The sequence below is a fragment of the Pseudomonas sp. DG56-2 genome, assembly GCF_004803755.1.
GTDB classification, from domain to species: Bacteria; Pseudomonadota; Gammaproteobacteria; order Pseudomonadales; family Pseudomonadaceae; genus Aquipseudomonas; species Aquipseudomonas auratipiscis.
Map to the genome: position 1 here is coordinate 638160 of NZ_CP032311.1, position 26484 is coordinate 664643.

Annotated in this window: 23 protein-coding genes; 9 read left to right on the plus strand and 14 right to left on the minus strand. The window is 60.3% G+C overall.

Annotated elements, in window-relative coordinates; all coding sequences use genetic code 11:
* Nucleotides 1–13: 13 nt before the first annotated feature.
* Entirely contained in the window at nucleotides 14–2620 is a 2607-nt protein-coding gene (gene leuS, locus D3Z90_RS03020) for a leucine--tRNA ligase (protein ID WP_136474343.1), read from the minus strand.
* Nucleotides 2621–2858: 238 nt separating this feature from the next.
* Between leuS and D3Z90_RS03025 the strand changes: the two genes are divergently transcribed.
* Together D3Z90_RS03025 and D3Z90_RS03030 are read left to right on the plus strand one after the other, a co-directional pair.
* Nucleotides 2859–3176 carry a hypothetical protein gene (locus D3Z90_RS03025; protein ID WP_136474344.1) on the plus strand — a complete coding sequence of 106 codons (318 nt, stop codon included), beginning with the start codon at nucleotides 2859–2861 and terminating at the stop codon, nucleotides 3174–3176.
* A gap of 121 nt (nucleotides 3177–3297) precedes the next feature.
* Nucleotides 3298–4056, plus strand: coding sequence for a YdcF family protein (locus D3Z90_RS03030; protein WP_136474345.1), 759 nt, complete (start codon nucleotides 3298–3300; stop codon nucleotides 4054–4056).
* Here D3Z90_RS03030 and lnt read toward each other — a convergent pair.
* The 5 genes from lnt to miaB form a co-directional block, all read right to left on the minus strand.
* Nucleotides 4053–5570, minus strand: coding sequence for an apolipoprotein N-acyltransferase (lnt, locus tag D3Z90_RS03035; RefSeq protein ID WP_136474346.1), 1518 nt, complete (start codon nucleotides 5568–5570; stop codon nucleotides 4053–4055). The two genes, D3Z90_RS03030 and lnt, sit on opposite strands and share 4 nt — an antisense overlap.
* An 8-nt stretch (nucleotides 5571–5578) precedes the next feature.
* Nucleotides 5579–6418: an HlyC/CorC family transporter gene (locus tag D3Z90_RS03040; RefSeq protein ID WP_136474347.1), complete on the minus strand. Its 840-nt coding sequence runs from the start codon at nucleotides 6416–6418 to the stop codon at nucleotides 5579–5581.
* A gap of 5 nt (nucleotides 6419–6423) precedes the next feature.
* On the minus strand, nucleotides 6424–6918 hold the full coding sequence (ybeY, locus tag D3Z90_RS03045; RefSeq protein ID WP_136474348.1) for an rRNA maturation RNase YbeY: 495 nt from the start codon (nucleotides 6916–6918) through the stop codon (nucleotides 6424–6426).
* The gene (locus D3Z90_RS03050; RefSeq protein WP_136474349.1) at nucleotides 6911–7912 is read right to left on the minus strand and encodes a PhoH family protein; all 1002 of its coding nucleotides are present in this window, start codon (nucleotides 7910–7912) and stop codon (nucleotides 6911–6913) included. The genes ybeY and D3Z90_RS03050 overlap by 8 nt, the downstream gene beginning before the upstream one ends.
* A 124-nt stretch (nucleotides 7913–8036) precedes the next feature.
* Entirely contained in the window at nucleotides 8037–9365 is a 1329-nt protein-coding gene (miaB, locus tag D3Z90_RS03055; protein ID WP_136474350.1) for a tRNA (N6-isopentenyl adenosine(37)-C2)-methylthiotransferase MiaB, read from the minus strand.
* A gap of 129 nt (nucleotides 9366–9494) precedes the next feature.
* On the opposite strand from miaB, the gene D3Z90_RS03060 reads away from it, so the two are divergent.
* A complete protein-coding gene (locus D3Z90_RS03060; RefSeq protein WP_038606593.1) occupies nucleotides 9495–9821 on the plus strand; it encodes a DUF1820 family protein in 327 nt (108 codons plus the stop codon).
* A 9-nt stretch (nucleotides 9822–9830) separates the two neighbouring features.
* Here the strand turns inward: D3Z90_RS03060 and D3Z90_RS03065 are convergent, their stop codons facing one another.
* The 4 genes from D3Z90_RS03065 to D3Z90_RS03080 form a co-directional block, all read right to left on the minus strand.
* Entirely contained in the window at nucleotides 9831–10379 is a 549-nt protein-coding gene (locus tag D3Z90_RS03065) for a tetratricopeptide repeat protein (RefSeq protein ID WP_136474351.1), read from the minus strand.
* Between the two features lie 186 nt (nucleotides 10380–10565).
* The gene (gene hemL, locus D3Z90_RS03070; protein WP_136474352.1) at nucleotides 10566–11852 is read right to left on the minus strand and encodes a glutamate-1-semialdehyde 2,1-aminomutase; all 1287 of its coding nucleotides are present in this window, start codon (nucleotides 11850–11852) and stop codon (nucleotides 10566–10568) included.
* Between the two features lie 15 nt (nucleotides 11853–11867).
* Nucleotides 11868–12494, minus strand: coding sequence for a thiamine phosphate synthase (thiE, locus tag D3Z90_RS03075; protein ID WP_136474353.1), 627 nt, complete (start codon nucleotides 12492–12494; stop codon nucleotides 11868–11870).
* Between the two features lie 15 nt (nucleotides 12495–12509).
* The gene (locus tag D3Z90_RS03080) at nucleotides 12510–13310 is read right to left on the minus strand and encodes a hydroxymethylpyrimidine/phosphomethylpyrimidine kinase (RefSeq protein WP_136474354.1); all 801 of its coding nucleotides are present in this window, start codon (nucleotides 13308–13310) and stop codon (nucleotides 12510–12512) included.
* A 263-nt stretch (nucleotides 13311–13573) separates the two neighbouring features.
* Between D3Z90_RS03080 and D3Z90_RS03085 the strand changes: the two genes are divergently transcribed.
* The 4 genes from D3Z90_RS03085 to D3Z90_RS03100 all read left to right on the plus strand — a co-directional run bounded on the left by D3Z90_RS03085 (nucleotide 13574) and on the right by D3Z90_RS03100 (nucleotide 19465).
* Entirely contained in the window at nucleotides 13574–15556 is a 1983-nt protein-coding gene (locus D3Z90_RS03085) for a sensor histidine kinase (protein WP_136474355.1), read from the plus strand.
* An 82-nt stretch (nucleotides 15557–15638) separates the two neighbouring features.
* On the plus strand, nucleotides 15639–17291 hold the full coding sequence (locus D3Z90_RS03090; RefSeq protein WP_136474356.1) for an acyl-CoA dehydrogenase family protein: 1653 nt from the start codon (nucleotides 15639–15641) through the stop codon (nucleotides 17289–17291).
* Nucleotides 17292–17323: 32 nt separating this feature from the next.
* Nucleotides 17324–18829: an AMP nucleosidase gene (gene amn / locus D3Z90_RS03095; RefSeq protein WP_371922240.1), complete on the plus strand. Its 1506-nt coding sequence runs from the start codon at nucleotides 17324–17326 to the stop codon at nucleotides 18827–18829.
* 6 nt (nucleotides 18830–18835) lie between these two features.
* Entirely contained in the window at nucleotides 18836–19465 is a 630-nt protein-coding gene (locus D3Z90_RS03100) for a pseudouridine synthase (protein WP_136474358.1), read from the plus strand.
* Here D3Z90_RS03100 and D3Z90_RS03105 read toward each other — a convergent pair.
* Both D3Z90_RS03105 and D3Z90_RS03110 read right to left on the minus strand, forming a co-directional pair.
* The gene (locus D3Z90_RS03105) at nucleotides 19462–19665 is read right to left on the minus strand and encodes a DUF2788 domain-containing protein (protein ID WP_045182665.1); all 204 of its coding nucleotides are present in this window, start codon (nucleotides 19663–19665) and stop codon (nucleotides 19462–19464) included. The genes D3Z90_RS03100 and D3Z90_RS03105 overlap by 4 nt on opposite strands.
* A 55-nt stretch (nucleotides 19666–19720) precedes the next feature.
* Nucleotides 19721–20197: an Lrp/AsnC family transcriptional regulator gene (locus D3Z90_RS03110; protein ID WP_136474359.1), complete on the minus strand. Its 477-nt coding sequence runs from the start codon at nucleotides 20195–20197 to the stop codon at nucleotides 19721–19723.
* A 1527-nt stretch (nucleotides 20198–21724) separates the two neighbouring features.
* On the opposite strand from D3Z90_RS03110, the gene D3Z90_RS03115 reads away from it, so the two are divergent.
* Nucleotides 21725–22489 carry a DUF6515 family protein gene (locus D3Z90_RS03115; protein ID WP_136474360.1) on the plus strand — a complete coding sequence of 255 codons (765 nt, stop codon included), beginning with the start codon at nucleotides 21725–21727 and terminating at the stop codon, nucleotides 22487–22489.
* 30 nt (nucleotides 22490–22519) lie between these two features.
* On the opposite strand, the gene D3Z90_RS03120 is transcribed toward D3Z90_RS03115, so the two are convergent.
* Both D3Z90_RS03120 and D3Z90_RS03125 read right to left on the minus strand, forming a co-directional pair.
* On the minus strand, nucleotides 22520–23392 hold the full coding sequence (locus D3Z90_RS03120) for a cation diffusion facilitator family transporter (protein WP_136474361.1): 873 nt from the start codon (nucleotides 23390–23392) through the stop codon (nucleotides 22520–22522).
* Between the two features lie 25 nt (nucleotides 23393–23417).
* Nucleotides 23418–23837: a polyribonucleotide nucleotidyltransferase gene (locus D3Z90_RS03125; protein ID WP_136474362.1), complete on the minus strand. Its 420-nt coding sequence runs from the start codon at nucleotides 23835–23837 to the stop codon at nucleotides 23418–23420.
* A gap of 117 nt (nucleotides 23838–23954) precedes the next feature.
* On the opposite strand from D3Z90_RS03125, the gene hrpB reads away from it, so the two are divergent.
* The gene (gene hrpB / locus D3Z90_RS03130) at nucleotides 23955–26480 is read left to right on the plus strand and encodes an ATP-dependent helicase HrpB (protein WP_136474363.1); all 2526 of its coding nucleotides are present in this window, start codon (nucleotides 23955–23957) and stop codon (nucleotides 26478–26480) included.
* Nucleotides 26481–26484 lie beyond the last annotated feature (4 nt).

The window sequence follows — 26484 nt, forward strand, 5'->3', positions numbered from 1 at the left end:
GCCGGTTTTCCTGTCAGTTGGCGACGATGTTAACCAGCTTGCCCGGTACCACGATGACCTTGCGGATGCTCAGGCCTTCGGTGAAACGCAGCACGTTTTCGTTGCTGCGGGCAGCGGCTTCGACTTCTTCGCGGCTTGCTGCAGCCGGCATTTCGATTTGACCACGCAATTTGCCGTTGACCTGGATGACCAGCACGATGCTGTCCTGGACCAGGGCGCTTTCATCTACTGCCGGCCAGCCGGCGTCAATGACTGCGCCCTGGTGACCCAGGCGATGCCACAGCTCATGGCTGATGTGCGGGGTGATCGGTGCCAGCAGCAAGGCGACGGTTTCCAGGCCTTCCTGTACCAGGGCACGGTCCTGTTCGCTGGCTCGCGGGGCTTTTTCCAGCACGTTCATCAGGGTCATCACCTGGGCGATGGCGGTGTTGAACTTGTGGAATTGGCCGACATCGGTGCTGGCCTGTTTGATGGCTGCGTGAATGGCGCGGCGAATCACTTTTTGATCGTCGTCCAGCGCAGCGATATCCAGCTTGCCCGGCAGGCCTTGAGTGACATGGGCCTGAGCCAGGCGCCAGACGCGGCGCAGGAAGCGGTTGGAGCCTTCGACGCCGGAGTCGGACCATTCCAGGCTCATGTCGGGTGGCGACGCGAACATCATGAACAGTCGGCAGGTGTCGGCACCGTAGGCTTCGATCATCGCCTGCGGGTCAACGCCGTTGTTCTTGGACTTGGACATCTTCTCGGTGCCGCCGATCTCGACAGGCAGGCCGTCGGTTTTCAGGCGGGCGCCGATGATCTTGGCCTTGGCGTCACGTTCTACTTCTACGTCAGCCGGGTTGAACCAGTCCTTGCCGCCGTTGCTGGCGACGCGGTAGTAGGTATCGGCGACGACCATGCCCTGGGTCAGCAGGTTCTTGAATGGCTCGTTGGAAGTCACCAGGCCTTCATCACGCATGAGCTTGTGGAAGAAGCGTGCATAGAGCAGGTGCAGGATGGCGTGTTCGATACCACCGATGTACTGGTCTACCGGAAGCCAGTGGTTGGCTGCTTTTGGATCGACCAGGCCGCCCTCGTAGTTTGGCGAGGCGTAGCGAGCGAAGTACCAGGACGACTCGACAAAGGTGTCCATGGTGTCGGTTTCGCGTTTGGCTGGCGTGCCGCATTTCGGGCAGCTGCACTCGTAGAACTCAGGCATGCGTGCCAGTGGCGAGCCTGCACCGTCCGGTACCACGTTTTCCGGGAGGATGACCGGCAACTGATCTTCAGGCACCGGTACATCACCGCAGGATGGGCAGTGGACAATCGGGATTGGGCAGCCCCAGTAGCGCTGGCGGCTGATGCCCCAGTCGCGCAGGCGGAACTGGGTGCGCGACTTGCCCAGCTCTTTCTTGATCAGCGCGACTTCGATGGCGTCGAACGCGCCCGGGAAGTCCAGGCCGTCAAACTCGCCGGAATTGATCAGCACGCCGTGTTCACCACAGGCGGCATCCCACTCGGTAGCCACTTCATCGCCCAGGCTGGTGCGAACCACGGCCTTGAGCGGCAGGTTGTACTTTTTGGCGAACTCGAAATCACGCTCGTCGTGGGCGGGAACAGCCATTACTGCGCCGTCGCCGTAGTGCATCAGTACGTAGTTGGCGACCCATACCGGCAGTTTTTCACCGGTCAGAGGGTGCTCGACGAACAGCGAAGTGGCCAGGCCCTTCTTCTCTTGGGTGGCGACGTCGGCTTCGGCAACGCTGCCGCTTTTGCATTCATCGATGAAGGCTTGCAACTGCGGGTTGCCCTGAGCAGCCTGGGTAGCCAGAGGGTGCTCGGCTGCAACGGCCACGTAGGTGGCGCCCATCAGGGTGTCCGGACGGGTGGTGAAAACCTTCAGCGCCCCGGCGTGGCCGATGCTGGCCTGATCGTACGGGAACTGTACTTCCATGCCGCGGGACTTGCCGATCCAGTTACGCTGCATGGTCTTGACCTGTTCAGGCCAACCCGGCAGTTCGTCGAGGCTTTCCAGCAGCTCGTCGGCGTAGTCGGTGATCTTGAAGTAGTACATCGGGATTTCGCGCTTCTCGATCAGCGCGCCCGAACGCCAGCCGCGGCCATCGATAACCTGCTCGTTGGCCAGCACGGTCTGGTCGGCCGGGTCCCAGTTCACGGTACCGTTTTTACGGTAGATCACGCCTTTTTCGAACAGGCGGGTGAACAGCCACTGTTCCCAGCGGTAGTAATCAGGCTTGCAGGTGGTGACTTCGCGCGACCAGTCGAAGGCCAGGCCCAGGCTCTTGAGCTGGGTCTTCATGTAGTCGATGTTTTCGTACGTCCACTTGGCCGGCGCGACGTTGTTTTTCATCGCGGCGTTTTCAGCCGGCATGCCGAAGGCGTCCCAGCCCATTGGTTGCAGGACGTTCTTGCCCAGCATGCGCTGGTAACGGGCAATGACGTCGCCAATGGTGTAGTTGCGCACGTGGCCCATGTGTAGCTTGCCGCTCGGGTACGGGAACATCGATAGGCAGTAGTACGATTCCTTGCCTAGCTGTTCACTGACTTCAAAAGACTTTTGCTCGTCCCAGTACGATTGGGCGGCGGCTTCGATTTCACGGGGCTGATAGAGTTCGTGCATGGCTACTTTGCGCTTAGAGATGGGAGACCTTATCCAGGCAGCGGGAAAACCGCTGCATCGGCAATCCGGTGTCAAAAGGGTGAACGACCTAGCATACATGACCGCTGTCCACCGAGGGAAACCCTGATTGCACTGCCAGAGCCGCTGCGGGCCGTTGGTCGCAGCGATCGGCTGCTTTTGCGAGTGACGCTAAGCTCACTTGTGGGGGGAGATATTTTATCTTCAATGAGGTGAACGGATGGGAGAGTCGCAGTTACAAGCAACGAAACCTGAGCTTTACGAACGGCTGATCGATCGTTTAGGGCTTGCTCTGGATGTCGCCAGAACCTCCGTTCGGCTACGCGATGAAGTGCCTGCTGAATTGGAATTGCGTGGCCTTAGCCGCGCTGAATTCGATGTAATCAAAGCCTATCTGGATTCCCTTCCAGGGGCTAGGCATGGATGCGCCGGCGCACAGCTACCACCGGAGCCGCCGTCTACGGCCAGAGTTGTCTGGCTCAAGGACAAGACCCGCTCCACCACGACGGCAAAATCCAGGGCGGCGCAGTTCAAATAGCCGCTCGGGTCCCAGGCGCAATGCGGAGTGCGCCCCCTTCGAAAAACCAGGATGATCGGCACCTGACTATTGTTGCCAGGTGCCGATCCTCTTAGGCTGCGCACCTCCATGGAGGTGACCTGTGCCTATTCGATACTTGATCAAACAACTGATCCTGCCGCCCGGCGTACTGTTCCTGTTGCTGATCGCAGCCTGGTGGCTGCGCCGTTCCTGGCCGCGGTTGTCTGCGCTGTGCTTTGTTCTGGGGTTGGGTGGCTTGTGGGTGATGAGCCTGCCGATCGTCGTCGAGCGTTCTGCGCGACTGCTGGAAACTGAACCTGCCTTGAGCCATGAACAGTGGGCGAGCCTGGCTGAGCATGCCGATGCCATTGTCATCCTGGGGGCGGGGCGAGAGCGTGGGGATCCGGCCTGGGGCAGTGACCAGCCTACAGGGGTTGCCATGGAGCGTATGCGCTATGCCGCGCAGTTGGCCAAGGCGTCGGGTTTGCCATTGCTGACCAGTGGTGGTTTGCACTACGGCACCCCGCCCAGTGAGGCGCAATTGATGGCCGAGGCGCTGCAGCGCGACCTGGGTGTCAGCGTGCGCTGGAAGGAGGAGGGCAGCCGTACCACGTGGGAGAATGCGCAAATGAGCGCAGGAATTCTGTTGCCCCAAGGTATTACGCGGGTAGTTGTTGTGACCCAGGCCTGGCACATGCAGCGTTCGCGCTGGAGTTTCGAGCAGGCGGGTTTTGCGGTGGTGCCGGCGCCGGTCGGCTTCCTGGGTCGTGATCATGCTCGACCATTTGGCGGTTGGCTGCCGGAAAGCAAGGCAATGTGGCAGAACGGCCAACTGCTTAATGAAGCAGTTGGCCTGCTCGGTTATCGGCTGTTCTACTAGACGGTCTTGGCGATCCGGCTGGCCAGCAGGGCCCAGCCCAACAGCAGTACGCTGACAATCACCAGTGGCCAGGAGCGCCACTGCAGATACGGCGTAAGCTGCTGCATCGGAACCACTTCACCGTAGAGAATGCCGCGCTCGAACTGCGGAATCTGCGCGGTGATGCGCCCGAATGGATCGATCAGGCCGGTGACGCCGTTGTTGGTGGCACGGATCATCCAGCGGCCTGCCTCTAGTGCGCGCATCTGCGCCATCTGCAAATGCTGCAGCGGGCCAATCGAGGTGCCGAACCAGGTGTCATTGCTGATGGTCAGGAGGATATCGCTACGGGCGGCAAGGCTTGCGGCGAACTCCGGGTAGACCACTTCGTAGCAAATGTACGGGGCGATCTGATAACCCTTGGCCTGCAGCAGTGGCTGGTCTTCAGGACCACGGGCAAAGTCCGACATGGGCAGATCGAAGAAGGCGATCACACCGCGAAGCATGTCCTGCAGCGGCACGTACTCACCGAACGGCACCAATTTCTGCTTGAGGTAGGTACCGTCGCCTTCACCTGTTACGGTGACGCCGTTGTAGTAGCGGCGCTGTTGATGCACTACTTCCCTGATCGGTAGGCCAGTGATCAGCGCCGAATGACGGTCGGCGGCGAAGCTGCCCATCATGTCCAGGTAGCCCTGGGCCTGGTCCTTCAGAATCGGTACGGCGGTTTCTGGCCAGACCAGTAAATCGACAGGCTTGGAGCTGAAGCTCATGTCCCGGTACAGCGCCAATTGGGCGTTGACGTGCTCGGGGTTCCATTTCAATTCCTGCTCGACATTACCTTGCAGGGCCGCAACGGTCAGAGGCTTGCCAGCTGGCTGAGTCCAGGCGTGGTCTTTGAGCGCCAGGCCCGCACCCCAAGGTGCCAGCAACAGAACGATGGCCGCGGCCAGGAACGATTTACGTGCACGCAAGCGCGACAGGTTGCAAAGCAGTGCCGCGGTCAGCGCCAGGCAGAAGGAAATCAGCCATATGCCACCCACTGGCGCCAGACCAGACAACGGCCCGTCGAGTTGGCTGTAACCGGAATAGAGCCATGGGAAACCGGTCAGGAACCAGCCGCGAAACGCCTCTTGGCCCACCCACAGAGCGGCGAAGCACAGGGCATCGGCCAGGGGGGCTTCATTGCGGCGCAGCCAGCGCGCCCATATCCAGGCTGGCAGGGCGAAAAACCAGGCTATTGCAGCAAAGAACGCCACGAGTAGGCCGATGGCCAGAATTGGCGTCGCACCACCGTAGGTGTTGATACTGACGTAAATCCAGCTGGTTCCTGCGGCGTATAAGCCGAAGCCGAAGCACCAGCCACGGCCCAGGGCCTGACGAGGCGTCAGTTCGCGCAAACCGAGATAGAAGAGCCCGGCCGCCAGCAGTGCCAGCGGCCAGATATCGAATGGCGCCAGGGCTAGTGTGGTGATTGCACCGGCCGCCACGGCCAGCAGGTTACCGGGCCAGCCGGGGCGGGTGATCCAGCGCATGGTTGTCCTTAACGGGAGATAGGTGTCAGTCGCAGCAGGTGGATCCGGCGGCTATCGGCATTGAGGATGCGGAATCGGTACGGCCCGATTTCGGTGGTTTCGTTACGCTTGGGCAAATGGCCGAAAGCGCTCATCACCAAACCGCCCACGGTGTCGAATTCGTCGTCGGAGAACTGGCTGTCGAAGAACTCGTTGAAGTTTTCGATAGGGGTCAGCGCCTTGATCAGGAAGTCGCCACTTGGCAGCGGCTTGATGTAGCTGTCTTCCTCGACATCGTGCTCGTCTTCGATGTCGCCGACGATCTGCTCAAGCACGTCTTCGATGGTGACCAGGCCTGCCACGCCACCGTACTCATCGATAACAATGGCCATGTGGTTGTGGTTGGCGCGGAATTCGCGCAGCAGCACATTAAGGCGCTTGGACTCGGGCACGAAGGTGGCCGGGCGCAGAAGATCCTTGATGTTGAAGCTGTCGCCGTTTTCCTTGAGGATCAACGGCAGCAAGTCTTTGGCCAGCAGTACGCCAAGAACATCATCATGGCTCTCACCCACAACCGGGTAGCGCGAGTGCGCAGCATCGATTATCGCCGGGAGAAACTCGCGTGGCGACTGCGTGGCCTTGATGCTGATCATCTGCGAGCGCGGGACCATAATGTCGCGCACTTGCAGGTCGGCCACCTGAATGGCGCCTTCGACGATGGTCAGCGCCTCGCTGTCGAGCAGTTTGTTCTGGTGGGCTTCGCGCAGCAGCTCAAGCAGCTCCTGGCGGTTTTTCGGCTCATGGGCAAAAGCCTGGGTCAATTTGCCCAGCCAGGACTTTTGCCCGTTGCTCGATCGATCTTCGCTCATGGCGGTTACTCGTGATCCTTGCAGATATCAGTGTGGGGTGCGTCGTGTTCGTCGTCGGCGTACGGGTCCGGATGACCCAATTGCGCAAGCAACTCTCGTTCCAGTGCTTCCATTTCCTCGGCCTCATCGTCATCGATGTGGTCGTAGCCCAGCAGGTGCAGGCAACCATGGATAACCAGGTGCGCCCAATGGGCCTCGAGGGATTTGCCTTGCTCGATGGCCTCGCGTTCGACCACGGCGATGCAGATCACCAGGTCGCCCAGCAGGGGAATGTCGAGCATGTCATCCGGTACATCGGCGGGGAAGGACAGTACGTTAGTGGCGTAGTCCTTGTGCCGATAGGTGTGATTGAGCTCACGCGCTTCGGTTTCGTCCACCAGGCGAATGGTCATTTCCGAATCAGCAGTGCGCTGGCGCAGGGCCAGTTCGCACCAACGTCGGAACTGGTCTTCGCTCGGGTGTGGTGCATCGCTTGCCAGCTGAAGATCGAGCTCAAGCATCGCGTTTGGTGCCTTCGCTGATGTCCTGTTGACGGCTGTCGAAGCGCTCGTAGGCTTCAACGATACGCTGCACCAATGGGTGGCGAACCACATCTTTGGGCTGGAAGTGGGTGAAACTGATGCCCGGCACACCCTTGAGCACGTCGATTACATGCGACAGGCCCGACTTGGTGCCACGGGGCAGGTCGACTTGGGTGATGTCGCCGGTGATTACCGCCGTGGAGCCGAAGCCGATACGGGTGAGGAACATCTTCATCTGCTCGACGGTGGTGTTCTGACTCTCATCGAGAATGATGAAGCTGTTGTTCAGGGTGCGGCCGCGCATGTAGGCCAGCGGGGCAATCTCGATGACCTGGCGCTCGATCAACTTGGCGACATGCTCGAAACCGAGCATTTCGTAGAGAGCGTCGTAGAGCGGGCGCAGGTATGGATCGATTTTCTGCGCCAGGTCGCCAGGCAGGAAGCCGAGTTTTTCGCCTGCCTCGACCGCTGGGCGTACCAGCAGGATGCGACGTACTTGCTCACGCTCCAGTGCATCGACTGCGCAGGCTACTGCCAGGTAGGTCTTGCCGGTACCTGCAGGGCCAATGCCGAAGTTGATGTCGTTGCCGAGGATTTCCTTCACATAAAGCTGCTGGTTGAGCCCGCGTGGACGAATCATGCCCTTGCGCGTGCGCAGGGAAACACTGACTTCGTTGATTGCCGGGTTTTCCAGTTCCTGCACCGCAGATTCCTGCAGGAACAGGTGAACCATTTCCGGAGACAGCTCAGTGGCCTTGGTCTCGCGATAGAGACGGCGCAGCAGCTGTTCAGCCGAGGAGGTGTGTTTAGGCTCGCCGATCAATTCAAATTGATTGCCGCGGTTGCGGATCTCGATGGCCAGGCGCTGTTCAATCAAGCGCAAATGCTCGTCGAACTGCCCGCACAAATTGGCGAAGCGATGGGCCTCGAAAGGTTCGAGGATGAAACGATGAGGTTCTATGGGTGCGTTCAAGGTCGTTTTTTTAGCCGCCCAACGGCAATGGAGATGAACTCAAGGATAACCTTAGCCGCTGCAGGGCGAAAGCGCTGAAACGATCAAGGGTCGCCGGGCCTGTATTCAGGCCCGGCAGGACAGCTTACTGCGCCAGCGAGCCGAACAGCGAATGTGGGCGAGCGTCGTCGATGCGAATGTCGACGAACTGGCCGATCAGCTTGGGATTGTCGCAGCGGAAGTTGACGATACGGTTATTCTCGGTGCGCCCTTGCAGTTGGCCTGGGTCGCGACGGGAGTAGTCGGTAACCAGGATGCGCTGCACGGTACCGACCATTTGTCGGCTGATTTCGAAGCCTTGTGTGTCGAGGCGATGTTGCAAGGCTTTGAGTCGCTCCTTTTTCACCTCTTCTGGGGTCTCGTCGGGCAAGTCGGATGCAGGGGTGCCAGGGCGCGGGCTATAGACAAAGGAGTAGGAGAAATCGAAGCCGACATCGGCGACCAGTTTCATGGTCTGCTCGAACTCTTTCTCGGTTTCGCCTGGGAAGCCGACGATGAAGTCGGAGCTGATGCAGATACCGGGTACGGCCGCCTTGAGCTTACGCAGCTTGGACTTGTACTCAAGCACCGTGTGGTTGCGCTTCATTGCCGCCAATACGCGGTCGGCACCCGATTGCACGGGCAGGTGCAGGTGCTTGACCAGCTCGGGTACTTCGGCGTGGGCCTGGATCAGGCTGTCGGAAAACTCCAACGGATGCGAGGTGGTGTAGCGGATGCGGTCGATGCCATCGACCGCGGCCACCACCCTGATCAGCTCAGCCAGGTCTGCCAGGCGACCGTCGTGAGTCTGGCCGCGGTAGCCGTTGACGTTTTGCCCCAGCAGCGTGACTTCGCGAACGCCGTTCTCGGCCAGGTGAATTACTTCGGACAGTACATCGTCGAAGGGGCGGCTGACTTCTTCGCCGCGTGTGTAGGGCACGACGCAGAAAGTGCAGTACTTGCTGCAGCCTTCCATCACCGAGACATAGGCGGTGGGGCCGTCGATGCGGGGTTCGGGCAAATGGTCGAACTTTTCGATTTCCGGGAACGACACGTCAACCTGAGGTAGGCGTGTGGTGCGAGCGGCATCGATCATTTCCGGCAGGCGATGCAGGGTTTGCGGACCGAATACCACGTCGACATACGGCGCACGCTTGCGGATCGATTCGCCTTCCTGGCTGGCGACGCAGCCGCCAACGGCGATGACCATGTCCGGGTTTTCTTCCTTCAGTTCGCGCCAGCGGCCCAACTGGGAGTAGACCCGGTCCTGGGCGCGCTCGCGAATCGAGCAGGTATTGAGCAGGATCACGTCGGCATCTTCGGCGCGTGCAGTGACCTCCAGGGCTTGATGTTCACCCAGCAGGTCGATCATGCGCGAGCTGTCGTACTCGTTCATTTGGCAACCGTGGGTTTCGATATAAAGCTTCTTGGCCATGGGAGATCATCAGGTAATTCGAAGAACCGCACATTATAAGGGGGTAGGGTTGTGGTTCCTAGCGTTGTCGGTCTGGGCGCTATGTTATAGTTTGCCCATTCTTTACAACCTATGACTGTCCCCGCCTAAATGACCAAGCGCGAAGCTCCTATCTACAAAGTGATCTTTCTCAACCAGGGCCAGGTATTCGAGATGTATGCCAAGCAGATCTACCAGAGCGATCTGTGGGGTTTCCTGGAAATAGAGGAATTTGTTTTCGGCGAACGTACTCAGGTCGTGGTCGATCCGAGCGAAGAAAAGCTCAAGGCTCAATTTGAAGGCGTGGTTCGCAGCTTTGTGCCGATGCACTCGATCGTGCGTATTGATGAAGTCGAGCGCCTGGGTACGCCGAAGATCAGCGAAGCGCGAGGCGTCAGCAATGTGATGCCGTTTCCGATGCCGATGCCGGAAAAGTAAAGCCAGGTTTCAGGGAAGTGGCGAGAAGGGCGTGCGTCCTTCGGCAGTTTGCAATTCCAGCAGGTACTTGCGGAAAATCTGTCCCAGCACCTGGGTTGCCACTTCCAGATCTTCGCGGGGCATTTGCTCCGAGACTTCGTCGGCCAGGTCCAGCGCATCTTCCGCGCCGTTGACAGCCGCCATCTTCAGCACGATGTACGCCTGTACGTTGTTGGCCGCAACGCCTTCCCCTTTGAAAAACATGGAGCCCAAGCGGTACTGGGCTTGGGCGTGACCTTGCAATGAGGCTTGCTCGAAGTAGCTCAGGGCTTGTTTGAGGTCGCGCGGTGTGTTGGTGCCTTCGTAATAGAACTCGCCCAGTTCATATTGAGCTTGAGCATCACCGTCGTGCGCAGCCTGCTGACAGGTGGCCAGGGCTTGAGGCAGATCTTCAGGCTGGGAATTGAGGGTGCAGCGGCCCGCAGCCGGAATCAGCAACGAGTTACCGCCTGCGTAGACCAGCAGGGGCTGAAGAAGCAACAGGCAGCCCAGGGCAAGGGCGCGGCCGGTGCGGTTCATGGGGATCGACTTACCTCTGCAAAGCTGCGGCCAAAGTGTCTGGTGGCACATTATGGGATAAGCAACGCCTACCTTACAAAGTCTTTACTCGATTTTCTGCTGAGCAACCCTCGGTAGCGGCGGGCCGGCCCTGCGATTGTGCTATGTCAGCCACATCAGTTCGCGGAGCCAGCCCAGTCCTACCGTTTAGTCTTTGAGCTTGGCGAACGCGCGCTCAGCAGCATCCAAGGTGATTTTCAGCTCGGCTTCGCCATGGGCGATCGAGGTAAAACCGGCCTCAAAGGCGCTTGGCGCCAGGTACACGCCGCCTTCGAGCATCAGGTGGAAGAAGCGCTTGAAGCGCTCGGCATCGCTGGCCATTACATCATCGAAGGTGACGATGTCGTCAGCACCACTGAAGTACAGGCCGAACATGCCGCCGGCCTGGGTGGTGACGAACGGAATGCCTGCGGCATCGGCACGTTGTTGAAGACCGTCAAGCAGGCGACTGGTGTAGTCGCTCAGTTCGGCGTGAAAGCCAGGGCGGCTGATCAGTCTCAGGGTGGTCAGGCCAGCGGCCATGGCCAACGGGTTGCCCGACAGGGTGCCGGCCTGGTAGACCGGCCCCAACGGTGCAATCTGCTCCATGATCTTGCGCTTGCCGCCGAAGCAGCCCACTGGCATGCCGCCGCCAACGATCTTGCCGAAGGTCGACAGGTCGGGAGTGACGCCGTAATGCGCTTGGGCGCCGCCCAAGGCAACTCGGAAACCCGTCATCACTTCGTCGAAAATCAGCACCACGCCGTGCTTGTCGCACAGCGAACGCAGGCCTTCGAGGAAACCTGGCGCCGGTGGGACGCAGTTCATGTTGCCGGCAACGGGCTCAACGATGATGCACGCAACTTCGTCACCGACGTCGGCGAGCATGGTTTCGACCGCGTCGATATCGTTGAACGGCAGGGTCAGGGTGTGCTTGGCGAAGGCTGCAGGTACGCCAGCGGAGCTTGGTACACCTTGGGTCAGCAGGCCGGAGCCCGCTTTTACCAGCAAGCTGTCGGAGTGGCCGTGGTAGCAGCCTTCGAACTTGATGATGCTGTCGCGGCCGGTGAAACCACGGGCCAGACGAATGGCGCTCATGGTCGCTTCGGTGCCGGAGCTGACCATGCGCACCATTTCCATCGACGGCACGATCGAGCAGACCAGATCGGCCATCTCGGTTTCCATGGCGGTCGGGGCGCCATAGGACAAGCCGTGTTCCAACTGCTTGCGCACGGAGTCGAGCACTTCTGGGTGGCTGTGGCCGAGAATCATCGGGCCCCAGGAGCCGACATAGTCAACATAGCGCTTGTCGTCTTCGTCGGTGACGTAGGCACCTTCGGCATGTTTGAAGAACAGTGGCGTGCCGCCAACGCTCTTGAACGCCCGCACCGGTGAGTTGACGCCACCGGGGATGTGTTTCTGAGCGTTGGCAAATAGAGTTTCGGAACGAGACATGATGGGCTCTCTCAATCAGGCAGATGCAAACAAAGCGTTGAAGGCGCGTGCGCGGCGGGTGACTTCCTGTGTGCTGTCAGCGCCGAACAGGCCATGAATCACTGCCAGCAGGTCGACGCCGTGGGCGATCAACGGGGCAGCGTTGTCCAGGTTGATGCCGCCGATCGCACAGATCGGCAGCTTGAGGCGGGTGCGCGCTTGTTCCAGCAGGGCGCTGTCGGCGGCTGGAACGCCCGGCTTGGTCACGGAATTGAAGAAGCGGCCGAAGGCGACGTAGCTGGCGCCCTCGCGCGCGGCTTGCTCAGCGAGGTCCAGCTGGGCGTGGCAGGTAGAGCCGATGATCGCCTCGCGCCCGAGCAGGGTCCGGGCCGGCGTCAATGGGCCATCGGTTTGGCCCAGGTGTACACCCACCCCAAGGCGCGCTGCGAGTTCAGCATCGTCATTGATGATCAGGTGGGTTTTGTAACGGGCGCAGAGTTCAGCCAAGGCCTCAGCTTCGCGCAGGCGGCGGGCTTCATCCTGGCTTTTGTCGCGGTACTGCAGCAAGGTCACGCCGCCTTCAAGAGCTGCTTCGACATAGGGCAGAAACTTTCCGGCCAACAGCTGACTATCAGTGATTGCGTACAGACCGCGTAGCTTCATGTCGATGCCTCGAGCTCAGGAACAGAAATCCAGGGGTAAGCGGCGCGGCACATATTGGCCCTTGCCCAGTTGTTCGGCGTCACGCAGGGTTCGCCAGGTGTAGTCGAGGGCCGAGCGTACGGCACTTTGCAATTGTTCGCCCAGGGCCAGGCGGCCGGCCAGAGCGCTGGCCAGGGTGCAACCCGAGCCATGGTAGCTGCCCGGCAGGCGCTGGCAGGTCCAGGTGTGTTGCTGACCGTCGCGGCTGTACAGGCGGTTATGGATTTCGTGCTCGTCACCGTGACCGCCAGTGATCAGCAGGTGTCTGACGTAGGGCAACAGTTTTTCCGCGCATTCATCCGCCGTGCCCTCAGGCAGTTCGGCAAGGATGCGCGCTTCGGGAAGGTTTGGTGTAGCAATGGTAGCCAGCGGCAACAGTCGTTCGCGCATGGCGTAGCCGACCTCATCCTTGCCCAGGCGGCCACCACCGCCAGCACGCAGTACCGGGTCGCAGACCAGCGGTAGATGCGGGTGGGCACTGAGAAGCTCGACAACAGTGTCGACCATCGCCAGTGAGCCGAGCATACCCAGCTTCACCGCGGCTACCGTTGAGTCGGCAAGCACGGCATTGGCCTGGGCCAGTACCCACTCGCGGTCGAGGACACGAAAGTCTGTGACATTGACGGTATCCTGCACGGTCAAGGCGGTCACGGCGGGAGCGGCGTGACACCCTTGGGCGATCAGGGCTTCGATATCTGCCTGCAAGCCGGCGCCGCCACTGGGGTCGTGGCCGGAGAGACAGAGGACAACGGGGCGGGAGCTGTAGGTAGTATTCATGGTGCGCGAGCTTACCATCAATCGCTTTTGTCGGGTCTGCCCCCGCGCCCGGGTTTTTTGATAGAGCGCTCGCGTGTTGAGCTTTAATGCTCTGAAAGTGCCGTGCTAGAGCCTTTCTTGAGGATTTTTAAGTGGCCCCTGGCAGCTTGGAAAAGCTATGCTAGAGTGCTCGAACATACCGATAACGGTTACTGCCGGATCGCGTCGCCTCAAACGGACAGGAGGCTGCTGCGACATGACCGGACAGACCATGCTGGGGCTGTATGCGCTATTTGCTGATTGTTGTGCTGGGCTGGTTGCCAATGTTGGCCACAGCGATCGATTTTGATGACTCAACCCGCAGCCTGCCCTTGGGGCGAGTGATGCAGGTCTTCGAGGACCGCGAGGGTAATGCCAGCATCGCGCAGGTGAGCGCTCCGGCGTTCATTGAGCACTTTCGTACACATCACGCTGACGTATTGAATGCCGGTTACTCCAAGTCGGTGTTCTGGATCAAACTCGATCTGCGTTACAGCGCCCCGCCCGCTACCGCGCCGCGCAACTGGTTGCTGGAGCTTGCCTACCCGCCGCTGGACCATCTGGAATTGTACCTGGCCGATAGTGCCGGCGCTTTTCGCCTGGCCCAGCGCACGGGTGATGCGCTGCCGTATGACAGCCGGCAGATCAAGCAGAACGACTATCTGTTCGAAATGCCCTTCACGCCGGGGCAGGCCACTACCGTCTACCTGCGCCTGCATAGCCAGGGTTCGGTCCAGGCACCGCTGACACTGTGGTCCACCGAGGCTTATCTGGAAGCACAACCCACGCGGCTTTATGTACTCGGCCTGATCTACGGCGTGCTGCTGGGGATGTTGGTCTACAACCTGTTCATCTACCTCAGTGTCCGCGATACCAGTTACCTCTATTACATCCTTTATATCGCTTCGTTTGGTCTCTACCAGGTATCGGTCAACGGTGCTGGCGTCGCCTACTTCTGGCCAGACAATCCCTGGTGGGCGAACGCTGCTACACCATTGTTCATCGGAGCTGCCGGCTTATTTGGATGCCAGTTTGCCCGCACCTTTCTGCAAATGGCCCAACACAGCAAGGCCTTCGATGGCCTGCTCAAGGTGTTGATGGGCGGTGGTGCGCTGGTGATGCTGTTGTCGCTGGTCAGCAGCTACGGCATTGCCCTGCGCCTGGCCACTGTCCTGGCGCTGCTGTTCACTGTGAGTATCTTTGCCGCCGGGCTGTATGCCTGGTGGCGGGGCTTGCGCGTGGCGCGCTACTTCATTATTGCCTGGACGGCGTTCCTGCTCGGTGGCCTGGTCAACACCCTGATGGTGCTTGGCTACCTGCCCAATGTTTTCCTGACCATGTATGCCAGCCAGATCGGTTCAGCCCTTGAGGTATGTCTGTTGTCGCTGGCGTTGGCCGACCGTATCAACAGTATGCGTAACCAGCAGGCCCAGGCGCTGCGTGATACAGGCCGGGCACTGGAAGTATTGAATCGGCAGTTGTCCGACAGCAACCGCTTGAAGGATGAGTTCCTCGCGACGGTAACCCATGAACTGCGCACGCCGATGAATGGTGTGATCGGGTCGCTTGAGTTAATGCAGACAGAGCCCATGGGGCATGCGTTGGCCCAGTACCAGCACACCGCCAGCTCCGCTGCCCAGGACATGATGAGCATGGTTGATGACATCTTGATCCTTACCGAACTGCAGGCCGGTCGCTTGAGTGCGCAGAATGCGCCGTTCGGCCTGCGCAATCTGTTGCAGGAACTGCGTGCCAAATATGCCGCCGTGGCGTTGAGCAAGGGTTTGTACCTGAATCTGGATGTGCCGGCAGATCTGCCCGAAATGCTGGTCGGCGACCGCCACAAACTGGCCCTGTGCATCAGCTATCTATTGGATAACGGGATCAAGTTCAGCCACCAGGGCGGTGTCATGTTGCAGGTGCGCGGATGCTTGCAGGGCCCCGAACTGTTGGGCCTGGCCATCAGTGTCAGTGACACTGGTATCGGCTTTGACCGTTTGGCCGAGCCAGGCATCTATCAGCGATTCTTCCAGGTCGATGGCTCGATGAGCCGCCAGTACGGCGGTCTCGGTATCGGTCTGGCGATCTGCCGGCAACTGGCCGAATTGATCAACGCGCGCCTGCAGCATGAGTCGAGCCCAGGCGTGGGAAGCCGCTTCGAGTTGGGGTTGAGCCTTGCCTTGAGCCAACCGCAGGCACTGGCCGGAATGGGGGTAAATCGCGGCTAGTTAGGCGTATTTGTCACTTTGACCGCAGGGGAGGGCGTGATTCACTGAAATTTCAGTCATCTCCAGATCCAGGAGCCCCCTGATGAACCTGCACCAGTACGCTGAAACCCACGAAGTCACCAATCAGCCGCCATCGCTGGATGGCGCCAATCTGTATCGGATCGACCTGCCTTTGCAGCAATGGTCGCGGCACTTCGGAGCAGGCTGGGCGCAGGACCGAATTGATGCCTACGGGGCACTCGCCGGTGGGCCATTAATGGCTGCAGGCTTCCTGGCTAATCAGAACAAGCCGCAGTTTCATAGTCACGACCGCTATGGTCATCGTATCGATCTGGTGGAGTTTCACCCGGCGTACCATGACCTGATGCGCACGGCCATCGAACACGGCTTGCCTTCGCTGCCCTGGACAGCGCCACGCGAGGGCGCTCACGTCGCCCGCGCCGCGATGACCTATTTGCACAGTCAGGCCGAAGCGGGCAGTGGATGTCCGCTTACCATGACGTTCGCCGCCGTACCCGCGCTCAAGCTTCAGCCGGAGCTGGCGCAGTATTGGCTACCCAAGGTGCTGGCCACTGAATACGACCCGCGCAACATCGGCGACCGGCACAAGGTCGGGGTAACGCTGGGCATGGCCATGACCGAAAAGCAGGGGGGGACCGATGTCCGTGCCAACACTACGCGCGCCTACCCCGTGGGCGCTCCAGGACCGGGGCAGGCCTACGAATTGGTCGGTCACAAGTGGTTCTGTTCGGCGCCGATGTGTGACGCGTTTTTGACCCTGGCCCAGACCGACAAAGGTTTGAGTTGTTTTCTGCTACCGCGTCATCGCCCGGATGACAACCGCAACCAGTTCTATATCCAGCGCTTGAAAAACAAGCTCGGCAACTGCTCCAACGCCTCCAGTGAGGTTGAGTTTCGCGGCGCCCTGGCGTGGATGATTGGTGAGGAAGGGCGCGGGGTGCCAACCATTATCGAAATGGTCGCCATGACCCGTTTCGATTGCATGGTTGGCTCCAGCGCTTTGATGCGTCAGGCCCTGACTCAGGCAGCCCATCACTGTGCTCATCGCCAGGTAGGCGGGCGTTTGCTGGCGCAACAGCCATTGATGCAAAACGTCCTCGCGGACCTGGCCCTGGAAAGTGAGGCGGCATTGGCCTTGAGCCTGCGCATGGGGCGCGCTCTTGATCAGCCGGATGACCCGCAACAAGCACGTTTCTCGCGCCTGGTTACGGCAGTGGGCAAATATTGGATATGTAAGCGTGCGCCGGCAATGATCAACGAAGCGGCCGAATGCATGGGCGGCGCTGGTTATGTAGAGGACAGCATCCTGCCACGCTTGTACCGAGAGGCCCCGGTGAATTCCACCTGGGAAGGCTCAGGTAACGTCCAGTGCCTGGATGTGTTGCGCGCGTTGTCCAAAGAACCCGGTGTGCTGGATGCCCTGTTCGATGAGTTAGGCGATGGTCATGGTGATCCGCGGCTGGCCGTGCACATTGGCAACCTCAAGGCTGCATTCGCCGATACTGGCGATGTTCAATACCGCGCTCGCCAGCTCACCGAAGATATTGCCCTGGGCCTGCAGGCCAAGCTGTTGCTCGAAGCCGGCAATGCTACCGTCAGCGATGCATTTATAGGCAGCCGTCTGGGCGGCAGTGGCCGGGTCTACGGGGGGCTGCCCCGAGGTGTGGATGTTGGCGAAATAGTGGCGCGCTCGACCCCGAATTGGCCGCTCTAACATGCGTGCCTTTGTAAGAATATAAAGGCAAGATGGTCACATGCATGTCAGACAGGAAGTACATTGTGAGCCGTACTGATGAAGCCTTCGTTGTCGTAGAAACCGCCGAGCAGGCCGTCGATCGTTTGGCGGCCCTGCACGAAGAGTCCACAGGGGCCCTGAGCCAGGCGCTCAAGCGCTACCTCAAGGATCGCACCGAGCCAACCGCCCAGGAACGCGCATTGTTCCGCTACCCGGAATTGCGTCTGACTTATGAGTACCACGGTGAGGTCCCGGCGATAACCCGCGCCTACGCCAAGGTCCAGTTGCCTGGCACTTATAGCGTGACCGTGACTCAGCCTGCGGCTTTTCGCAGCTACTTGCTGGAGCAACTGAAGCCGCTGATGCGTGATTTCACTGTCACCGTCGAAGTGGGCGTCAGCCAACAGAATATTCCTTACCCCTATGTGGTCGAGCAGGGCGATGAATTGGCGGGTAGCGGGATCACCGCGGCTGCGCTGGCGCGGGTTTTCCCGAGTACCGATCTGTCGGCGGCGACCGATGGCATCGCCGATGGTCTCTATGACTGGGCCAATGTCGATCCGTTGCCGCTGGCGCTATTCGATGCGGCGCGGGTGGATTTCTCCTTGCGCCGCCTGGTGCATTACACCGGCAGCGACTGGCGCCATGTGCAGCCGTGGATTTTGCTGACCAACTATCACCGCTATGTTGACCAGTTCGTTACCCATGGCCTGGAGCGTCTGCGCGAAGACCCGCGTTTTGTACGCATGGTTCTTCCGGGCAACGTGATCATTGAAAAGAGCATGGACAACGGTGAGGCCCAGGCGCTGGTCGCAGGCGTGGTGTGGCACCGCTACCAGATGCCGGCTTATCACTTGATTGCCGCTGATGGCGATGGCATCACCCTGGTCAATATTGGCGTCGGCCCTTCCAACGCCAAAAACATTACCGATCACCTGGCCGTGTTGCGTCCACATTGCTGGTTGATGATTGGCCATTGTGGAGGCCTGCGTCAGTCACAGACCATTGGCGATTACGTGTTGGCTCACGCTTACATGCGCCGTGATGGCATTCTTGATCGTGTCGTGCCGCCACACATACCTATTCCGGCACTGGCCGAAGTGCAACTGGCGTTGCAGGAAGCCGCAGCACAAGTCACTGGCGAGCGTGGCGAGGAGCTGAAAAAGCGCCTGCGAACCGGCACCGTGTTGACCTATGACGATCGTAACTGGGAGTTGCGCTGGGCTCAGGAGCGACCGTTGATCAACCTGTCGCGGGCGGTGGCAGTGGACATGGAAAGTGGCACCATCGCCGCCCAGGGCTATCGCTTGCGGGTGCCGTACGGCACTTTGCTGTGTGTTTCGGACAAGCCTTTGCACAGCGAGATCAAGCTGCCAGGTTCGGCCAACGCCTTCTACAATCGTGCTGTCAGCCAGCACTTGAAGATCGGTATCGCCGCACTGGACCTGCTGCGTACCGAGCTGCATTCGCTGCACTCGCGTAAACTGCGCAGTTTCGACGAGCCGCCGTTCCGCTGAGGCCCCATGCCGTTACCCCCACGTTCCAAGCCGCGTAAAACCGCGGCCAAACCCTCCGGCCCGCGTCGCCAGTCCAAGGCGCCGCCGGCCGAGCCGCGGTTGATTCTGTTCAACAAGCCCTTCGATGTGCTGACCCAGTTCAGTGACGGCGAGGGGCGCGCAACCCTCAAGGACTTCATCGAAATTCCGGGTGTCTACCCGGCTGGGCGTCTGGACCGCGACAGTGAAGGTTTGCTGTTGCTGACCAATGACGGCCAGCTACAGGCGCGCATAGCCGACCCGAAGCACAAGTTGGCGAAAACCTATTGGGTGCAAGTCGAGGGTGAACCAAGCGCAGAACAGCTGCAGCGTTTGCGTGAGGGTGTCGAGCTTAACGATGGCCCCACCTTGCCTGCCGAGGCCCGTCAGCTCGAAGAGCCGCAGCTGTGGCCGCGCAACCCGCCGGTTCGCTTTCGCAAAAGCGTGCCGACCAGTTGGCTGGAGTTGGTGATCAAGGAAGGACGCAACCGCCAGGTGCGGCGCATGACCGCTGCCGTCGGGCTGCCGACCCTGCGCTTGGTGCGCGTGCGGATCGGCGACTGGACGCTGGACGGTCTGGATCAGGGGCAATGGCGGGAAGTGCCTGCCAGGCGCTAGACGCCTTCGATATAGCCGATCACTACGCTTTTGATGATGAAGGCGAGGATACCCAGGCCAAGCACGAAAAACAGAATGAACGTGCCGAACTTGCCGGCTTTGGATTTTTTCGCCAGGTCCCAGACGATAAAACCCATGAAACCAATCAGGATGGTGACCAGGATGGTCATCATCCACTCTTCGAACAACGCAGGATCCATCGGTACTCTCCGGCAAGTTGAGGCGCGCAATTATACGCCTCGCTCGCCAGTCTGACTAACGCAGGTGCGTTAACGGTAGCTCGGTGCTGGCCAGAACCTGGTTGAGCACGAAACTGGAGCGCACGCTGGTCACGCCTTCAATTCGGGTCAGGTGCCCCAGAAGCAGCTTTTGATAGTGGTCCATGTCGGGGACCACTACTTTGAGCTGGTAGTCGGCGTCCATCCCGGTCACCAGGCTGCACTCCAGCACCTGCGGCAGGCTGCGAATCGCTGTTTCGAAGGCTTCGAAACGTTCTGGCGTGTGGCGGTCCATACCGATCAGCACATAAGCCGTGAGGCTCAAGCCCAGTTTCTTTCGATCGAGCAGGGCTACTTGGCGGGAGATGTAGCCGTCGTCTTCCAATTGCTTGACCCGTCGCGAGCAAGGCGAGGGTGACAGGCCGATACGTTCGGCCAGTTCCTGGTTGGAGATGCGTGCGTCGCGCTGCAATTCGGCAAGAATACTCAGGTCGTAGCGGTCCAGTTTGCTCATGGATCATGCCTTTTCTGTTTCGATTGCGTTGAATTATCAATCCTTAGGTAAAAATTGCGCAAGTGCTATTTGAATGAGCAATCTTCGCAATCCTCTGCCGCCGCGCTAACCCTATGATTACACCCAGAATCACTGCCCGGACATCAGTCCAGTGCAGCTGGCCTTATCGGGGCAGCTGCGGCCAGCAACCCAACAGGGTTGTGCTCGGCCCCCGGGCTACACACTGTTCACAAGACAGCGTGAGGTGAGCCGACGTCACAAGCGTCGAGCACGGACAAAATTCTCAAAGGGAGGCCTCAGGTCTCCCTTTTTTATGGTTCTTCACGAAATCCCGGGGGCATGATCTTTGGGCTGGGCTGGGCTGGGCTGGGCTGGGCTGGGCTGGGCTGGGATTTGAGGCTGTGAGCTTATCCATTCAATGCGGCGCCGCTGTTGGCCCCTTCCGCCCTTACGGCGGGTCCCTTTTGTCTTGGCAAAAGGAACCAAAACCGTGTGTCCCTGCATTCGGCCCTACGCTGCGCTCCGGGTCCCTACGCTCCGGCATTGCTCCCGTCGGGACCGCACCGAAGGGCCGTCCTGGCCCTACGGTGCTCGCAGGCCATCCATGGCCTGCACCCGACTACGCAATACCTACACTCAGCCTACTGAAGGGACGATCCAGGGTGTCTGGGCTGGCGATGTACGAAGAGCCAGATCAAAAGCAAAAGCTGCACACCAGCACCTCGCTGTTGCCGTTGCCGTTGCCGCTGCTGTGCTTCTCCCTACACAAATCGTGCAGACGCCACAAATCGTCCCTTCAGTAGGCCGAATGGAACCCTTGCGCAGTGGGGCGACGGCCATGGATGGCCGGCGAGCGCCGCAGGGCCAGGACGGCCCTTCGGCGCGGTCCCCACGGGAGCAAGGGTGGAATGAGGGAACCCGGAGCGCAGCGCAGGGCCGAATGCAGGGACAAGGGGTTTTGCCCACTTTTGCCCCGACAAAAGCGGGTCGCCGTAAAGGCGAAACCAGCCAGTGGTGCCACCACATCAAACGGATATGCCCATCGACACCTGAGCCACATTCCGGTGCGTAGGTGGTGCCCCATTCAGCCAGTGCTGATCCATTGGCTTAGGCGGTTTCGGATCACCTTTGCGCTCTTACGGCGCATCCCTTTTGTCTAGGCTGCACCCGACTACGCAATACCTACACTCAACCTACCGAAGGGACAACCCGGATGGCAGGCGATAATGTGTCAACCATGTCTCCGTACACGTGTCCACCATGTGTCCGGTCCATACACCCCGACGAAAGTGGGTCGCCGTAAAAGCGAAGCCGGCCAGTAGTGCCACCCCAACAAACGGATATGTCCATCGCCATTCGAGCCACATTCCGGTGCTCACTCGCTAGCAGGCCCCGGTGCGTAGTTCCCGGAATTCCATGAACAACCTTTTTTATTGCCTGCAATTTTTCATCTTCCAGCCGATATCTCATGCCAGAGGGACTGAAAGATGTGTTCAGGTCCATTTTCAAGGCCCCGCGAGGAACTGTATGAAGTCGTACATCTGGCATCTGGCCGGTATTGGTTTGCTTGGCACGAGCCTGTCTGTGTTGGCTGAAGGGCAAGGCGGATCGCCGCTGCAATCGCGCCCGGACGAGGTGCGGCAAACCCAGGAACCGCGTACCGGGTACTACCAGGACATTCCTCGACGCAACGATAGCAATCGTTACTACCAGGCGGGCGGCCCCGGGCAGCGTCCCCATGATCAAAGCTGGCCAGGGCGACCGGATGGGCAGGGTAACGGTTGGGGCCCAGGGCCGCAGTATCGGCCGGGGCATGTGATTGATCGGTTTCCCGAGCAGTACTGGCAGGTGCCTTATCGCGGCCACGACTATTTCTATTCCGGGGGCTATTGGTATCGCCCCCAAGGGCCGCGTTATGTAGTGGTTACACCGCCGTATGGGGCGCGGGTCAACTACTTGCCGGACTATGCCCGTCAAGTATGGGTAGGCGACGCGCAGTTTTTTCTGGCGGCGGGTACCTACTACCAGTATGTGCAGGACAGCAACGAATATGTGGTGGTCAATCCGCCGACGTCGGGTAACGGTAATGGCTACGATGTTGTCGCTTATCCGGCTGCCGGCCAGAGTCCGGAGCAGCTCGACCGTGACCGCTATGAGTGTCATCGCTGGGCAGTGCAGCAGACGGGTTTTGACCCGGCAACGGCCAGCTATGCACCCGCGGCCCAGGTTGCGGACGGGTATCGACGAGCGTTGGGCGCTTGCTTGAGCGGGCGTGGGTATAGCGTCAACTGAGCGACGCAGATAGGCGCATTCCGTGGGCGCTCACATCACCGGATCGGCATGCACCAACACTTCTGCCTTCGGGTACTTGCCTCGAATAGCGGCCGAGGCCTGGACACACAATGCATGCGCTTCAGTCAGGGGTAAGTCGCCTGGCAGCTCCAGGTGCACCTGCACGAACCAATGATTGCCTGAGACCCGCGTGCGCAGGTCGTGGGCTCCACGTACGCCGGGGACCTCGCAGGCCAACGCCAGCATTTGCTCACTGATGTCGCCGGGCAGCTCTTGGTCCATGAGGATTGCCGAACTTTCCCGAGCGATCTGCAACGCGCTCCAGAGAATGTACAGGGCGATGCCGAGTCCGAAAAAGGCATCCAGTTGTGGCCAGCCAAAACGTGCCAGCACCAGGGCGATGAGGATGCTGCCGTTGAGCAGCAAGTCGGAGCGGTAGTGCAGCGAGTCGGCGCGAACCGCGGTTGAGCCGGTTGCGCGAATCACCTTTGCCTGAAGCATCAACAACGCCATGGTCAGGCCCAGCGACAGCACCATCACCGCAATGCTGATGGTCGTGTCGCCCAGCGGTTGCGGATTTTGCAGGCGCTCGACCGCCTGTACACCAATGAGCACGGCACTGACGCCGATAAAAAGCGCCTGGGCCATTCCTGCCATCGCTTCGGCCTTGCCATGTCCGTAACGGTGGTCGTCATCGGCCGGGCGCAAGGCATAGTGCACCGCCAGCAGGTTGAGGAAGGAGGCGACGCCGTCCAGCGCCGAATCGGTCAAGCCGGCGAGCATGCTCACCGAACCGCTCAACCACCAGGCCACGGCCTTGGTCAGGATCAAAATACTGGCCACCGCCAGTGATGCACGGGTGGCCAGACGTAGCAGGCGTTGGTGTTCAGCCGAAGGAATCATGCTGCCGTGGGCATCCTTTGAGTATTCAGGCGGCGGGCTTGAGGCCGTACATCGCCAGTTGTTCAACGCTGCCTTTGTGCATGATCAGGCGCGGATCGTTCAGCGGCAGGCGCTGGCCCAGTTCGCTCTCGAGGATAGCCTGCAGCTTGCTGTTGTCGACCTTGCCGTCGGCTGTGACCGCCTCGTGGAGCTTTTCCGGGGCAACCTGTGCGGTACGTCCGTGTGGCAGGTAAATGGCGCCGGTGGCGAAGTCGACACCAAAGGCGATCAGCCCAGGCAGTACGTAAAAGAGAATACCGATGGCGTCCATGGCGGCGATTACCGGGTCGATCTTGCCTTCGATCTGGCCGCGACGGTCAGGGTAGAAGAGCGTGCCGCAGGCTGTCAGTTGAGTCAGCAGGGTGGCGACCAGAACGCCGCCAATGACACGAGAAGGAATACGCATGGAAATCTCCGAATGAGGGCCACAACGATACAGGCAAACAGCCGGCATCTACAGCTAAGACCATGATAAGCCAGGCTCGGTTCGCCGTTATACTCGGCGCATTGTTTGAGGGCCACCATGATTTCGTTACCGATCGATGCCGTACTCCCCGCTTTGCGCCAGGCCTTGAGCCTGCGCCATGAGGCCGTACTCGAAGCGCCGCCTGGTGCCGGCAAGACCACGCGTGTGCCGCTGGCGCTGCTTGATGAAGCGTGGCTGAGCGGCCAGACCATTCTCATGCTCGAACCTCGCCGCCTGGCGGCGCGGGCAGCGGCCGAGCGACTTGCCAGTGAGTTGGGTGAGCAGGTCGGGCAGACCGTGGGCTATCGGATTCGTCTGGACAGCAAGGTGGGGCCCAACACCCGTATCGAAGTGGTTACCGAGGGTATCCTCACCCGCCGCTTGCAGGCGGATCCGGCACTTGAAGGTGTCGGTTTGCTGATTTTCGACGAGTTTCACGAGCGCAGCCTGGATGCTGATCTGGCCCTTGCTCTGAGCCTCAATGGCCGAGAGCTGTTGCGCGACGAGCCACCGCTGAAAATCCTGTTGATGTCGGCGACGCTGGAAGGGGAGCGCTTGTCCCGCCTGCTCGATGACGCGCCAGTGATCAGCAGCGAGGGGCGCATGTATCCCGTGGATGTACGCTGGGGGCGGCCATTTCAGCCGGGTGAGTACATTGAACCGCGTGTTGTTGATGCCGTGTTGCAGGCCCTTGCTGACGAAAGTGGCAGCGTCTTGGTGTTTCTGCCCGGTCAGGCGGAAATTCGTCGGGTGCATCAGTCACTGCAAGATGCTTTGGGTACGCGTGAAAACATCCTCTTGTGCCCTTTGTATGGCGAGCTGGACCTCGATGCACAGCGTGCCGCCATTGACGCCGCACCCGCGGGCAAGCGCAAGGTCGTTCTGGCGACGAATATTGCCGAAACCAGCCTGACTATCGATGGGGTGCGAGTGGTGGTCGACGCCGGGCTGACACGGGTGCCGCGTTTCGATCCTGGCAGCGGTATGACTCGTCTGAATACCCAACGTATTTCCCGAGCCAGTGCCATCCAGCGCGCCGGTCGTGCCGGGCGGCTTGAACCGGGGGTGTGCTACCGACTGTGGTCCGAAGCCCAGCACGATCAACTGGCCGCCTACGGCAGCGCCGAAATCCTGCAGGCCGACCTTGCAGGGCTCGCCCTGCAACTGGCCCGTTGGGGTGTTACCCCGGAGCAGTTGAGTTGGCTTGATCAGCCGCCGCCGGCCGCGTACGCCCAGGCGTTGGACTTGTTGCAGCGTCTGGGCGCATTCAAGGCCGACAGCCCGGACAGTCTAAGTACTCATGGTCAGGCCATGGCCGAACTACCCGCGCATCCGCGCATCGCTCATCTGCTACTGCGTGGCCAGGATATGGGCTTGGCGGACATGGCGTGCGACGTTGCCGCCTTGCTTGGCGAGCGCGATATCGTGCGCGGCGGCGGCGCTGACCTGCACAGTCGCCTGGCGTTGCTCAGCGGTGAAACGCGCGCAGCAAAGGGTGGGCAGGGTGCAGTCCAGCGCGCCCGGCAGCTGGCGCGTCAATACCGCGGCTACCTGCGCGGCAAACCCGGTTCAGCCGTTGCCGACCCCGAGCATTCACGCTGGCTTGGCGCCTTGTTGGCGCTGGCTTACCCGGACCGGGTTGCCCAGCAGCGACGTGCCGGAGGCGGGGAGTATCGTCTGGCCAACGGCCGTGCGGCACTGTTTGCCGAGCCTGACGCGTTGATGAAGTGTGCGTGGTTGGTGGTCGCGGATCTGGGCAGTCGTCAGGGACAGCGTGAAGAGCGGATCTACCTGGCTGCCGAGTTTGACCCGGCATTGTTCGACGGGGTTCTGACCGAGCAAGTCCGTAGCCTGGATATTCTCGATTGGGATGAGCGCGAAAATGCGCTGCGCGCCGAGCGTCAGCGCAAGGTGGGTGAGTTGGTGCTCAGTCGCGAAGCGCTGACGGGACTGGCTGAAGATGCTCGCGCTCGGGCGTTGCTCGACCTGGTTCGCCGCAAGGGCCTGGCGCTGTTGTCCTGGACCCCGGAACTGCGCCAGTGGCAGGCGCGCATTGCCCTGTTGCGCCAGCTTGACTTGCAGGCAGGCAATGACAGCGAGTGGCCGGACTTGAGCGACGCTACTTTGCTGGCGACGTTGCAGGACTGGTTGCAACCGTACTTGGGCAACGTTACACGCCTGAGCCATTTTGCCCAGCTCGACCTGCCGTCAATACTGCGCAACCTGCTGCCATGGCCGTTGCCCCAGCGCCTGGATGAGTGGGCGCCGGTCCACTTGAGTGTGCCATCTGGCTCAAATATCCGCCTGGATTACAGCGCACACCCGCCGATTCTTGCCGTGCGCCTGCAGGAGCTGTTCGGCTTGGCTGACACCCCGCGCATCGCCCAGGGTCGACAGCAGGTGTTGTTGCACCTGTTGTCACCTGCGCGGCGCCCGGTTCAGGTGACTCAGGACCTCGCCAATTTCTGGCGCACTACCTATGCCGAAGTGAAGAAGGATTTGAAAGGACGCTATCCCAAGCACTACTGGCCGGACGATCCTCTGGTGGCAGAGGCTACGGCGCGAGCCAAGCCGCGCAAGTAGTCTG